General features: G+C 75.3%; 9 protein-coding genes. 8 read left to right on the plus strand and 1 reads right to left on the minus strand.

Annotation, left to right across the window (positions count from 1 at the left end; all coding sequences use genetic code 11):
* Positions 1-91: 91 nt before the first annotated feature.
* Positions 92-3,274 carry a type 2 lanthipeptide synthetase LanM family protein gene (locus tag ACF08F_RS07615; protein ID WP_392297568.1) on the minus strand — a complete coding sequence of 1,061 codons (3,183 nt, stop codon included), beginning with the start codon at positions 3,272-3,274 and terminating at the stop codon, positions 92-94.
* Between the two features lie 330 nt (positions 3,275-3,604).
* Between ACF08F_RS07615 and ACF08F_RS07620 the strand changes: the two genes are divergently transcribed.
* The 8 genes from ACF08F_RS07620 to ACF08F_RS07655 all read left to right on the plus strand — a co-directional run bounded on the left by ACF08F_RS07620 (position 3,605) and on the right by ACF08F_RS07655 (position 12,883).
* Positions 3,605-4,930 carry a helix-turn-helix domain-containing protein gene (locus tag ACF08F_RS07620; protein WP_392297569.1) on the plus strand — a complete coding sequence of 442 codons (1,326 nt, stop codon included), beginning with the start codon at positions 3,605-3,607 and terminating at the stop codon, positions 4,928-4,930.
* A 193-nt stretch (positions 4,931-5,123) separates the two neighbouring features.
* The gene (locus ACF08F_RS07625; protein ID WP_392297570.1) at positions 5,124-5,696 is read left to right on the plus strand and encodes a cobalamin B12-binding domain-containing protein; all 573 of its coding nucleotides are present in this window, start codon (positions 5,124-5,126) and stop codon (positions 5,694-5,696) included.
* On the plus strand, positions 5,693-7,150 hold the full coding sequence (locus tag ACF08F_RS07630; RefSeq protein ID WP_392297571.1) for a methylaspartate mutase: 1,458 nt from the start codon (positions 5,693-5,695) through the stop codon (positions 7,148-7,150). Before ACF08F_RS07625 ends, ACF08F_RS07630 begins: the two co-directional genes overlap by 4 nt.
* A gap of 10 nt (positions 7,151-7,160) precedes the next feature.
* Complete coding sequence (locus ACF08F_RS07635; RefSeq protein ID WP_392297763.1) at positions 7,161-8,177, plus strand: asparagine synthetase A; 1,017 nt, start codon at positions 7,161-7,163, stop codon at positions 8,175-8,177.
* 176 nt (positions 8,178-8,353) lie between these two features.
* Positions 8,354-9,628, plus strand: a complete 1,275-nt coding sequence (locus ACF08F_RS07640; RefSeq protein ID WP_392297764.1) for a glutamate synthase-related protein — start codon at positions 8,354-8,356, stop codon at positions 9,626-9,628.
* Positions 9,625-11,007: an MFS transporter gene (locus tag ACF08F_RS07645; RefSeq protein ID WP_392297572.1), complete on the plus strand. Its 1,383-nt coding sequence runs from the start codon at positions 9,625-9,627 to the stop codon at positions 11,005-11,007. The genes ACF08F_RS07640 and ACF08F_RS07645 overlap by 4 nt, the downstream gene beginning before the upstream one ends.
* Positions 11,000-12,532 carry an amidase family protein gene (locus tag ACF08F_RS07650; RefSeq protein WP_392297573.1) on the plus strand — a complete coding sequence of 511 codons (1,533 nt, stop codon included), beginning with the start codon at positions 11,000-11,002 and terminating at the stop codon, positions 12,530-12,532. Before ACF08F_RS07645 ends, ACF08F_RS07650 begins: the two co-directional genes overlap by 8 nt.
* A 135-nt stretch (positions 12,533-12,667) precedes the next feature.
* A complete protein-coding gene (locus ACF08F_RS07655) occupies positions 12,668-12,883 on the plus strand; it encodes an MbtH family protein (RefSeq protein ID WP_392297574.1) in 216 nt (71 codons plus the stop codon).
* The last annotated feature ends 40 nt before the right edge of the window (positions 12,884-12,923 follow it).

Below are 12,923 nucleotides of genomic sequence, written 5' to 3' on the forward strand. Positions count from 1 at the left end.
GTCGTGCGTGCGGTGCGAGTGGTCTGTCCCGTGCGTGTGGTGCGTGGAGTGCGTGCGGTGCGTTTCGTACGGGCCTCACGTAGGGGGCGGGTCACCGCTCCCCGGGAGTGGGGTCGAGGAGGAGCACGGAGGGTACGGTCTCGGCGAAGCCCAGCCGGAGCAGGGCGTAGCCGATACCGGACGATCCGGTGAGGAGCCCGGGGGAGGGCACCGTGTCGGGAGTGGCGCACCGGGGTCCGTACCCGTCCAGCGCCCCGAGTACCAGCCCGGCCCGATGGGTGAGCCGGCCCGCGGCCCCGGGGAGCCCGTGCGCGGCGGCGACGGCCAGGGCCTCCAGCGTGCCCGACTCCCCGTGACAGAGGCTGAGATCGCTCAGGGGCGGGCGGTCCCCGGCCAGTCGGTCCCACGCGGCCTCGGGCACTCCGGCGGCACCGGCCCCGGCCGCTCCGGCCACGGCGGCCAGGAGGGAGCCGGACAGCCCCGAGCACCAGCCGATGTCCGTGCCCGTGCCCGTGCCCGTTGCCGTGGGCGAGCCCGCGCCCGGCGACGCGGGGTCGAGCAGGACCCGGCCGGCGGACGCGGTCGCCCCCTCGGCCGAGGGGACGGCCGCGTCGTAGCGGCCCAGCGCCCAGTCCGCCCCCGCCCGCCCCCGCAGGAACCCGTCCGGGAGAGCGCCGGCCGCCGGGAGGAGCCGGCCGGCGAACTCCGCGGCGAGCGCGGCGGCTTCGGGCATCCCGGTCTCCCGGTGCACCGCGAGCAGCGCCGCGAGACCTCCCGCGAGCCCGGTGCCGACGTCCGCCGGGGGACCGGCCGGGTCGTGCGTACGGGCCGAGGCGGCCAGCGCCCGCAGCGCGAGCGGCAGGCAGTCGCCGAGCCGCTCGTCGCCGAGCAGGGTGGTCAGCCGGGCGAGCGCGTAGCAGAGCCCGCCCAGGCCGTGGAACCCGCCGGGCCCCACCGCACGGCTCAGCTCAGGGTCGGAGGCGAGCGCGTGGATGAGCCGGGGCAGCGGACGGACGGCCCGCGACGCCAGGTCCGTGTAGCGGCCGACACCGGTCAGCCGGCCCAACTGGGCGAGGAACAGGGCCACTCCGGTGTATCCGTCGGCGAGACCGGCGCCCATCGGGGTCACCGTCCAGTGCCTGCCGTCGACGAGTTCCAGGCCGATCCAGTTGGCCCGGGAGTCGTCGCGGACCGCACGCCCCACGATCTCGTCGGCGATGCCGCAGGCCGCGGCGAGGAGACGGCGCGGCTCCGGCACCGCGGCCGGCGCCGTGGGCAGGGCCGGCGCGTCGGCGCGGTGCGTGACAGGGCGGGCCCGGCGGGTGGACAGCGCGGCGGAGATGAGCCATTCCTGGTGGTGCCGGTCCACCTCGTCCAGGGCGGAGATCTTCTCCTCGGTGGCGACGAGCGCGGGCCCGGCCAGCAGGCCGGGCAGCCGGGCCCCGCGGGACGACCAGACGTCGGCGCTCCCGGGCCGGTGGGCGAAGACCGGGACGTCGCCGTCCCAGAGGTCCGCGATCTCGTGCTCCACCAGCCGCCGCCGCACCGGGTCGCCCGCGGACTCGGCGTACAGCAGGGAGAACAGCACGTCCCGGTCGACGGCGTCGCCGAGCACGTCGGGATGGGCCGACTCGTCCAGGAGCGTCCCGTACAGCCGGGTCGCCCGGGCCACGAAACGGGCCTGTGCGGATCCGAAGAGGGCCAACGGGCCATCGGGCGCGAGGAGTTCCGTCCGGTGCGCGACCAAGGTGTCGTAGCCCAGCCTGAATCCGGTGAGCAGCGCCGCCCCGTACGCCCCCGGGTCGATGTCCCGGCCGTCCAGCGAAGGACGGTTGGGGGTTCCGGAGTAGGGGACCCGCCGCCGCACCAGGTGCATCGTGTCGGTTCCGGCGTCCGCCCAGTCGACGGCGTCGGCGGGGGACAGTGCTGCCTGGCCGCCGCCGAGGGCCGAGATGTCCAGTGCCCCGTGCTCGCCGATCAGCAACTGGGGCAGCAGACAGGTGCGGTGCACGGAGGCGGCCAGGGCCAGTGCGGCCGGGTCGGGGCCCGCCGTGGTGGCCGCGGGCACCGAGGGGTGCAGCAGCGTCTCCACGTCGACCAGCACCGGCTGGTCCCCGCAGGCGATGAGGTTCTCGCAGTGCATGTCCGCGCCGTCCAGCGCGTACACCAGGGCGAGGAGCGCGCCCTGCCGGCGGTAGAACAGATCGGCCTCACCGACCGAACCGCAGGGGCGGTGGCCGACGAACTCCAGCCAGCCGTAGCCCTCGCGGCGCAGGAACGCCACCGTGCGCAGCCCCAGGCCGGGCAGCCGCTCGTCGAGCCAGGCCACCAGCCGGTCGAAGCCGGCGTGCTGGTCGAGCGGGCGGGGCTTGTACACGACCGTGCGGCCGTCGGCGAAGCGGAGCAGGGCCACCGAGCGGCCCTGCTGGTGGGTGTCCCCGTGACCGAGCTCCACGCCCGTCAGCGCGCCGGGGTCGACACCCCCGAGGAGCTCCGCCACGATCGCCGCCCGGTCGGCGACGAACCGGGCCAGCAGCTCGGCGGTGGCGGCGGTGGCGTGGACGCACTCGGTGCCCAGTAATCGGGCGAGCACCGGATAGCGGGCGAACAGCCCGGACAGCGGGTGGCGGGTGCCGAGCTCCTCGGCGAAGCCGGCGAACCGGCGCTCGGGCGTGGCCCCTTCGAGCCGTCCCTCGACGCGCGCGCGGTTCAGTTCCAGGACGAGGGTGCGCGCCGCCGGAGCCACCAGCCGGTGGCCGAGCTGCCGCTCGAACCCCGCCCGTACGGAGGCCTCGTCGATCCGGCCGGGCAGTGCGCCCGGCAGCGCCCGGAGCCGCTCGGCCAGCGTGCGGCCGGCCGCACGTGTCAGGGGCGCCAGTGAACCGGCGAACGCCCGCCGCCATGCGTCGCGCGGCGCGCCGGGGCCCTGCTCGTCGTCCGTCTGCGCCCACAGGGGCGCCGCGGCCACCGCGCGCTCCACGAACTCCGCCCACGCCGGCCGCGCCGTCCTGGCCGCCAGCCGCGCCGAGGGCTCCGCCGCCAGCGCGGCGACCGTCGGCACGTCGACGCCGAGCTCGGCCAGCCGCGCCAGGAACGCCTCGTCCTGGCCCAGGGCCGTCACCCGGTCCGCCAGCCGCTCCGCCGCCCGGCGGGAGAGCGCCCCGGTGGGAGACCCGGGGGCCGCGAGCCGCTCCCGCAGATGGAGGGCCGGAGCCCACCAGCCCGGGGCCAGGCCCGTCGTGGTGTCGTCCTGTGTGGAGGTGGTGATGGTCACGTGCGCAACGTTCGCAGGACATCCCCCGGTCCCACATGGGGGCATCGCCCCCATGTTTGCCCCACACCCCCCGCACCACCCCCGCACTCCTCCCCGGGGACCCGCCGCACCCGCCCCGTACCCGGCGCCGATTCCCGTACCCCCGCACGGCCGGGCACCACCCCGTACCGCCCCGATCGACCCCTCGCCGCACCGTGGACACACCCGCGAAACACTCGCGCGGAACCCCGGCCGGTCCGGCTCCCAAATCTGGGGGCGGCCGACCCATGCGGTGCGCGGCCGACCGTTCCGACCATGGGTGGCGCCAGGACACACCAAGGGAGGGGACCCATGACCACAGCCATCGGGACGGACCAGTTCGGCGGGCTGCTGCGCGACCACCGCCGGCGCAGCGGCATGACCCAGCAGCAGATGGCCGATCTGGCCACACTCAGCGTCAGGGCCATACGGGACCTGGAGAGCGGCCGCGCCCGCCGCCCCCGGCAGGAGACCGCCCGGCTGCTCGCCGACGTCCTCCGGCTCACCGGCGCGTCCCGCGAAGCGTTCCACGAGGCGGCGCGCAGCCGGCTCGCGCCCGAGACGCCCCGCACCGCGGGGCCCGAGACCTGCCCGCCGCCCGCACTGCTCGGCACGACCTTCGGGCGCCGGCACGAGATCCACTCCCTCGTCGAGCTCCTGACGGTGGATCACCAGAGGCTCGTGAGCGTCGTCGGCCTGGGCGGCGTCGGCAAGACCCGCATCGTCCGGGAGGCGGCAGGCGTCCTCCGGGACGGTCACGGCTGGCAGGTCCTGTGGGTCCAGGCCGCCGGACTCTCCTACGACCTCGGGGAGTTGCGCCACCTCGAAGCGGCCGTGAGCGGTACCCGGGGCGGTCGGGGGCAGGACGTGCTGCTCGTCCTGGACGGCCTCGCGCACCGCGCCGAAGGAACCCTGGTCCACCACCTCCTCGCCCGCGGGCCGGGCCTGCGCGTCGTCGTCACCGCACCCACCCCGGCGCGCCTGGCCGGCGAACAGGTCATGCCGATCGCGCCGTTACCCGTCCCCGGACGGGCGCTCGACCGCGACGCCGCCGCGCTCGACGAGTTCCCCTCCGTCCGGCTGTTCCTGTCCCACCTGCGGCGGCTGCGCCCCTACGCCCCACGCCCCGCCGCGACCCCCGCCGTCGCCGAGCTGTGCCGCGCGCTGGACGGCGTCCCGGGCGCGCTGGAGACCACGGCCGCCTGGGGACTCGTACACGCCCCGGAAGAGCTGCTGCACTCGCTCGCCCGGGACCCCGAGCACTTCTCGGCGCCGCCCGCCGCCTGGGGCCCCGGCCCCGCCTCGGCCGGCGGCCCCGGAGCCGTCGCCCGCAGTCTCGCCGTACTGGAACCAGCCCTGCGGGACAGGCTGTCCGCGCTGAGCGCGCTGCCCGGGAGCTGGACCCTGGACGAGGCGGCACCCCTCACCGGCACCTCCCTCGCCGACACCGCCGCCACCGTGTACGGCCTGCTCATCCACGGCCTGGTCCGCACCGCCGACGAGGACGGCCGGGACCGCTTCCGCGTCCTGCACCGGGTCCGGTCGGTCCTCGCCTGCCGTCACGCCCGGCATCCCGCCGGACACGCAACCCCCACCGGGCGCGCCGCCGGGGCGCCGTCCGTCTGCGCGGTGGCCTGAAGCCCTCCCCGCCGACACCCGTCCCACGGCCGATTCTGCCGGACACCTGCCGCTCGGACTTCCTTCCGGCCCCCGAAGCGGCCCCTACGGTGAAACCGCGCCCCGACCGGACATTCCCGCCGCCACCAGAAACAGGTGAGGAATACGGCGGGAATCGGAGACGACCACGAATTCGGTCACGTCCGGAGATTCGGTGACGACCGGAGATCCGGAGACGGGCAGGAATTCGGCGACGACCGGGAATCGCGGGCGAGAAGACGCCATCCGTCATGTCGAACGAAGGCAGGCTATGAAAGTGGGCACCCCGGTCACCCCGGTACAGACCCCGATTACGGAGGTACGGTCCGCATCCGGACTCAAGGTGATCGTCTCCAGCGTCGCGTCGGACGCGCACACCTGGAACCTCGTGTTTCTGCAACTGCTGCTGGAGGAGCTGGGCCACCGGGTCGCGAACCTCGGGGCCTGCGTGCCCGACGAGCTCCTCGTCGAGGAGTGCCGGCGCCGCCGCCCCGACCTCGTGGTGATCAGCAGCGTCAACGGCCACGGCGCCAACGACGGACGGCGGGTCATCCGGGAACTCCGCGGCCATCCCGAAACCGCCGCCATCCCCGTCGTGATCGGCGGCAAGCTCGGCATCGACGGCGCCGACAGCACCGACCACGCCGCTCTCCTCGAAGCCGGCTTCGACGCCGTCTTCGAAGAAGGCGCGGGCCTCGCGTCGTTCGGATCGTTCCTCAGATCCATCCCGGCGGGCGTGACGACATGACCGTACCCACCCGCCGCCCCGCACCCGCCACCCCCGCGGCCCTGCCCCGGCCCCTGCCCCCGGGCTCCTTCGGGGCCTTCGTCTCCGCCGCGCGGGCGGCCGGCCGCCTGGTCGTCCAGCCCCGCATGGGCATGAGCGACCCGCGGGCCATGCGGGCCGGACTCGCCGCCACCAGAGCCGCGGACGCCACCACCGTCGGCACCGTCACCATCGACAGCTACACCCGCGTCGGCGACCAGACCGCCGCCCGCCGCGCCCTCGCCGACGGCGTCCCCCTCAACGGCTACCCCCTCGTCACCTACGACACCGCCGTCACCCGCTCGGTCCTCGACGGCATCCAGGACCCCACCTTCCCCGTGCAGGTCCGCCACGGCTCCGCCGCCCCGCAGGACATCGTCGCCGCGCTCCTCCGCGCCGGACTCGACGCCACCGAGGGCGGCCCCGTCTCCTACTGCCTGCCCTACGGCCGTACGCCGCTGACCACCTCCGTCGACAACTGGGCCCGCACCTGCGAACTGCTCGCCCGCACCCGCGACCACGGGGCCGAACCCCACCTGGAGACCTTCGGCGGCTGCATGATGGGCCAGCTGTGCCCGCCGAGCCTGCTCGTCGCGCTCAGCGTCCTGGAAGCCCTCTTCTTCGCCCAGCACGGACTGCGCAGCGTCTCCCTCAGCTACGCCCAGGGCACCGACCCCGCCCAGGACGAGGAGGCCCTGCACGCCCTGCGGCGACTCGCGGACGTGCTCCTGCCCGACCTCGACCGGCACGTCGTCGTCTACACGTACATGGGCGTCTACCCGCGCACCCCCGACGGCGCCCGGCTCCTCCTGGAGGAGTCGGCCCGGCTCGCGGTCCGCACCGGCGCGGCCCGCCTCATCGTGAAGACCGCCGCCGAGGCCCACCGCATCCCGACCGTACGGGAGAACGCCGCCGCCCTGGAGGCCGCGGCGCGCGCCGCCGAGGCCGAGGCGGCCTCGCTGAGGGGCCTCGGCACGGGCACGGCCCCCGGCAGCGCCGTCGAGCCGGACACGGCCCCGGGGCGGACCTCCGCCGGGCGGGTCCCCGACACGGGCATCCACGCCGAGGCCTCCGCCCTCGTCCAGGCCGTCCTGGAGATCTCGCCCGACCTCGGCCGCGCCCTGCCGGTGGCCTTCGAACGCGGCTACCTCGACGTCCCCTACTGCCTCCACCCCGACAACGCCCAACGCACCCGCAGCTACCTCGACAGCGACGGACGGCTGCGCTGGTCGGCCATCGGCTCCATGCCGCTCGGCGGCATCGTCGAACTAGGCCACGAGCCCCGCCTCACCTCCAGCGGCCTCCTCAGCGCCCTCCGCCACGTGGAACAGCGCTTCGACGCCACGGCCCTCGACCCCTCGCCCGCCCACCGGCCCCTCGACGACGGGCACCGCCCGCCGACGAACCGCACGGCCCTCACCGAAGAAGGACGGTAGACACCCCATGCTGCACACCACGGACCCGGCGACCGGCCCCACCGCCACGGACCGCCTGCCCGAGGCGCCCGCACGGCACCTGACCGACCCGACGACCCGCGCCGTCGTCCGGCTCCAGAACGGCGTGCTCACGGCGGCCCGCGACTTCCTGCGCGGCCACGGGTTCACCGAGATGCTGCTGCCGATGATCGGCCCCGTCACCGACCCCGGCACCCGCGGCTCCAAGCAGGTCGACATCGACTACTACGGACACCGCTACAAGCTCATGACCAGCGCCATCCTCTACAAGCAGGCCTCGCTGCTCGCCTTCGACAAGATCTTCTCCATCGCGCCCTGCGTCCGCCTGGAACCGCTGGAGACCGCGAACACCAGCCGCCACCTGGCCGAGTTCCACCAGATCGACGTCGAGGTCGCCGGCGCCTCCCGCGAGGAGATCACCCGCCTCGGCGAGGACCTCGTGCGGCACATCGTCCGCGAGGTCAGCGAGCACCAGGCGGAGGAGTTCGAGATCCTCGGCCGCGACACCGGCGCCTTCGCCGAGCTCCTCGGTCAGTCCTTCGGGCACCGCACCCACGCCGAGGCCGTCGCCGAACTCCGCGACCTGGGACACGACCAGAGCGCCGACGCCGAGATCGACTGGGAGGGCGAGGCCCTGCTCTCCGCCAAGTCCGGCCGCCCCTTCTTCGTCACCGACTACCCCAAGGGCTCCCGCGGCTTCTACGACCGCGAGAGCCGCGACGAGCCCGGCACCCTCCGCAACTTCGACATCATCGCGCCCGAGGGCTACGGCGAACTGTGCAGCGGCAGCGAGCGCGAGTTCGAGTACGCCCGGATCGTCGCCCGCATGCGGGAGACCGGCGAGAACCCCGCCAAGTACGGCTGGTACCTCCAGATGGTCCGCGAGGGCATACCGGACAGCGCCGGGTTCGGCATCGGCCTGGAGCGCTTCACCCGCTACCTCGCCGGACTCGACGCGGTGTGGCAGGCCAGCGCCTACCCGAAGGTGCCGGGAGTGATCGCCCCGTGAACGGACGACTCACGGACGGGAGTCCCGGCACGGGCCTCGGAGCGGGCCACGAGGCGAGCGGCGCAAGGAACCAAGGGGCGAGCGGCGCCGCGGACCCCGGGACGGGCACCGAGGCTCGCCCCGGAGCGGGTCACGACGGCCCCGGCCTCAGGGCCGACACCTTCCCCGCCGACGCCGTGCGCGACCGGGCCCGTCGCGGCACCGCCGCCCTCTTCCCGCCCGTCGAGACCTACGGGGGGACCCTGTTCGGCGCCGCGAGGCCCCCGGCGCACGCCGTCGCGGACGCCGACCTCCTGGACGCGCTCCGCCTCGTGCCGCCGGTCTTCATGCCGCGGCGCCTGGAGAAGCTCATCGACCTCGCCCGCGAACCGATGCACCACGACGTGGACCTCACCACCGTCGTCGGCGCGCTCCGCTCCCCGCTCCCCGCCTACCTCTCCGCCTTCGGATCGACCCAGGTGGCCAGCGCCGACCTCGGCACGGCCGCCAGCCGGCAGGCCGGACGGCTCGGCCTCCCCATGGTGATCGGCGAGAACGTCGTCCCCGTCAACGGCTACGGCCGGCTCGGCGGCACCGCCCCCGCCGGGGAAGCCGAACGCTCCCTGCTCGGCCGCATCCGCGCCTACCTCGACGAACTCCCCGACGGCAGCGGCGGCGTCGCCGTGCAGCAGAGCACCGAGGACGCCGACGCCGAGGTGTGGAACCTCGTCTACAGCGATCCCTCCGCCCGCCCGCTGCTGGAATCCGGGCGACTCGCCTTCGAGCTGAAGGTGGGCCAGGGAGCCAAGCCCGGGCTCGGCGGCATGACCGTCCTGGACCGCGCGGCCGCCGCCCGCGTGGCGGAGCAGTACGCCGTCGACGACGTCCTCGGCGGCGAGGAGCGCGTCCTGCGGTGCAGCAGCCCCGGCACCTTCACCGAGGAGATCCTGCGCCAGCAGATCCGCCTGATGCGCAACAACTTCCCGCGCGCCCGCGTCTGGGTGAAGCTCCACCCCGGGCGGGACGTCCGGGAGGCCGCCGCGGTCGCCTGGTCGGCCGGCGCCGACGCGGTCACCGTCGACGGCGCGGAGGGCGGCACCGGCTGGGCCCCGCTCGGCTTCCTCGACGGGGTCGGACTGCCGCTCGGCGAGTGCCTTCGCCGCATCGGCCGCCCCGACGGCGGACTGCTCGTGTCCGGCCGGATGTGGGAGGGCACCCGCGCGGCCAAGGCGCTCGCCCTCGGCGCCACTGCCGTCGGGCTCGGCCGCGCGGCGCTCCTCGCGGTCGAGGAGGACCCCGAGCGGGGCCTCGAACGTCTCGTGGAGGCCCTGTCCCTGGAACTGCGCCTGCTGATCAGCGCGTTGGGCAAGTACGAGGCGGGCGCGCTGGCGTACGAGGACGTGTGGGCGGCCGGCACCGGCCTCCCGCACCAGGACCCCTCGCTCGCCGCACCCCTGGGCACCCAGCCGTGACCGGCTCCACGGCCACGGGCGCCGCGCCCGCCGGCACCCGGACCGGAGGCCCCGGTCTCACGGACGGCGGCTACCTCGGATTCGCCCTCGCCATGGGCCTGTCCGCGCTCGGCGACGCCGCCTGGTACGTGACGCTCGCCTGGTCGGTCACCTCCGACACCGGCCCGGCACGGGCGGGCGCCGTCCTCGCGCTCGCCTCCCTGCCGAGGCTGGTGACGCTCCTCGGCGCGGGTGCCGTCGTCGACAGCGTCGGCCCGCGCCGCGTCATGGTGGGCGCCGACCTGGCCCGCTGCGCGGTCATGGTCCTCGCGACGGCCGGGGCTCTCGCCCTGGGCCCCGGGGTACCGCTGCTCGTGGTGGCGGCGGCCGGACTCTCGCTGTTCGGCGCGTTCTTCATCCCGGCCTCCGGTGCGCTGCGGGCCGGGCTGCTGCCCCACAGCCACCTGGTCCGCGGCAACGCCCTCTACCTGGGCGCCCTCCGCGGCGGCCAGGCGGCGGGCGGTCCCCTCGGCGGGGTGCTGATGGCCCTCGGCGGCATCCCGCTCGTCGCGGCCGTCAACGCCGTGACGTTCGCGATCTCGGCCCTGGCCGTTCTCCGCGTACGGGCACGGGGCACGGTGGCGCCGAAGACGGCGACGCCGGCGAAGCCCGACGGTGCGGACGCGGACGCGGGTGCGGGTGCGGAGGTGGAGGCCGGCGCGTCGGCCTCGCCGGACGAGGGGAAGGGGCAAGCCGGTGCCGGTGCCGGTACCGGTGCCGTCGAGCCGCGGGCGTCCCTGGCCGCGCGCATCGGCGAAGGGCTCCGAGCCGTGGCCGCCACGCCACGGCTGCGGGCCGTCATCACCGTGATCGGACTGACCGAGTTCGCCGGCGCGGGACCCATCAACATCGGCGTGGCACTGATGGCGGACCGGAACGGCTCGGCCGCCGCCGGCGCCGGCCTCCTCCTGACCGCCTTCACCGTCGGCGCCGCCGCCGGGTTCCTGCTGTCCCTCGTGTGGCCGGCCCGCCGACGCGCGGGCCGCGTCCTGATCCTGGGCACCGTCGGGCAGACCCTGTGCCTGGCGGCGCTCGCGTGGGCGCCCTCCATGGTCGCCGCCCTCGCCCCGTACGTCGGCCTGGGCTTCGTCTCGGCCCTGGTCGGCACCGTGCTGGTGTCCTGCGTACAGCGCTGGGCCCCCGAATCCGTACGCGGCCGGGTCGTGTCGATCCAGGCGCTCCTCATCTTCGGCGCCGCCCCCCTCGGCAACCTCGTCATCGGCGTGCTCGTCGAGTGGGCCGGAATGACCTGGGCGCTGCTGCTGCACGCCCTGGTCGCGCTGATCGCCGTCGTCACGGTCGCCCTCACCCCGCTCCTGCGGGAGGCCCGCCTTGACTGACCGCCCCGCCACCGAGACCCGCCGGGCCGCCGCAGACTTCGGCCGCCCCGCCACCGAGACCCGCCCGGACGCCACCGCCTTCGGCCGTCCCGTCGCCGACTCCGGCCGCCCCGCCATCGAGACCGACCGGCCCGTCGCCGAGCTCGCGCGGCTGTTGCGCTCCTGCGCGCTCAGCGCCACCGAGCTGGTCAGCGCCTCCCTGGACCGGATCAGCGCCGTCGACCCGGTGGTCCGTGCCGTCCTCGCGGTCGACGCCACGGCCCTGGACCAGGCCCGTGCCGCCGACCGCCGGCACGCCGCGGGCCGCCCACGGAGCCCCCTGGACGGCATCCCGGTCCTCCTCAAGGACAACATCGACACCGCGGGCCTCGCCGGCACCGCGGGCTCCCGGCTGCTCGCCGGGACCCCGCCCGACCGCGACGCGGAGGTCGTCGCCCGGCTGCGCGCGGCCGGGGCCGTGGTCCTCGGCAAGACGAACCTCACGGAGTGGGGCAACTTCCGCTCCACGGCCAGCATCGAGGGCTGGTCGGCCGTCGGCGGCCAGACCCGCAACCCGCACGATCCCGAGCACAGCCCGTGGGGGTCCTCCGCCGGTTCGGCGGCCGCCGTGGCGGCCGGGATGACCCCGCTCGCCCTCGGCACGGAGACGGACGGCTCGCTCGTCTGCCCGGCAGGCGTCTGCGGGGTCGCCGCGATCAAACCCGCCCCCGGCACCCTCCCGGTGACCGGGGTCGTACCGATCTCCACCGTCCAGGACACCATCGGGCCGCTCGCCGCACGGCTGGAGGACGCGGCACTCTGCCTCGCGGTCCTGACCGGCCACCCGATGCCCACCGCACCGGCCCCGCCCGAGTCCGTACGGGTGGGCCTGTGGCACGTCAAGGGCATGGCACCCGAAGCCCAGGACGTCGCGGAACGCGCCGCCGAACGGCTGAGGGACGCGGGCGCCGTCGTCGTACCCGTCGAGCTCGCCCTGCCCAGGGACATGCTCGTCGACGGACTCGACGCGCTCTGCGCGGAGTTCCCCCCGTCCCTGGAGCAGTACCTGAGCGGCCGGCGCGGCGCGCCCGCCACCCTCGACGAGATCATCGCCGCGAACCGCCTGGACCCCGTCGAGCTCGCCCTCTTCGGCCAGGACCTCTTCGAGCGGTGCGCCGCGCTCACCGAAGCGGACCGGAGGCTCGCCCCCGACCGTCGCCGCCGCTCCCGGCGGCAGGCCCGGGACCTGCTCGCCGCAGCCCTGGCCGATCACGGCGTGGACGTCCTGATGGCCGCGACCAGCGGTCCGGCCTGGCGCATCGACGACGGCCCCGACCCCTTCACGCGGACCAGTTCCACCCTCCCCGCGCTGGCCGGACATCCCAACATCGCCGTGCCGGCCGGATTCTCCGGCGAACTGCCCATCGGCGTCTCACTGTTCGGCCCTGCCGACCTCCCGGAGCTCCTGCCGTACGCGCTCCTCGCCGAACGCTGCTGCGGCGAGCGCCGCACACCGGCAGTTCTGCGCGATCTTCCTCTCCGCTGAGCCGCGCGCCCATTTACTGCCGCCGCACAACTGCCGCCCAGCTGCCCGGGTTCCTGCCTTTCGGGAATTCACGGCGCCGATAGTTTTTCACTGCCCCCGAAGAACAAGAACTGCTTCTAGATCGGGAGAATTCCGATGACCACCAATCCCTTTGAGAACGCGGACGGCGCATACCTGGTCCTCGTCAACCACGAGAACCAGCACTCGCTGTGGCCGGCCGACATCGAGGTCCCGGAGGGCTGGACCGCCGTCCACGGAGCCACCTCCCGGCAGGCCTGCCTCGACTACGTCGACACCCACTGGACGGACATGCGCCCGGCGAGCCTCATCGCCGAGACCGCCGCCGGCTGACCGGCCCTCCTGCAGGACACACCCGCCCGCCCCGCCCCGA

Source organism: Streptomyces sp. NPDC015130 (genome assembly GCF_043080005.1).
GTDB lineage: Bacteria > Actinomycetota > Actinomycetes > Streptomycetales > Streptomycetaceae > Streptomyces.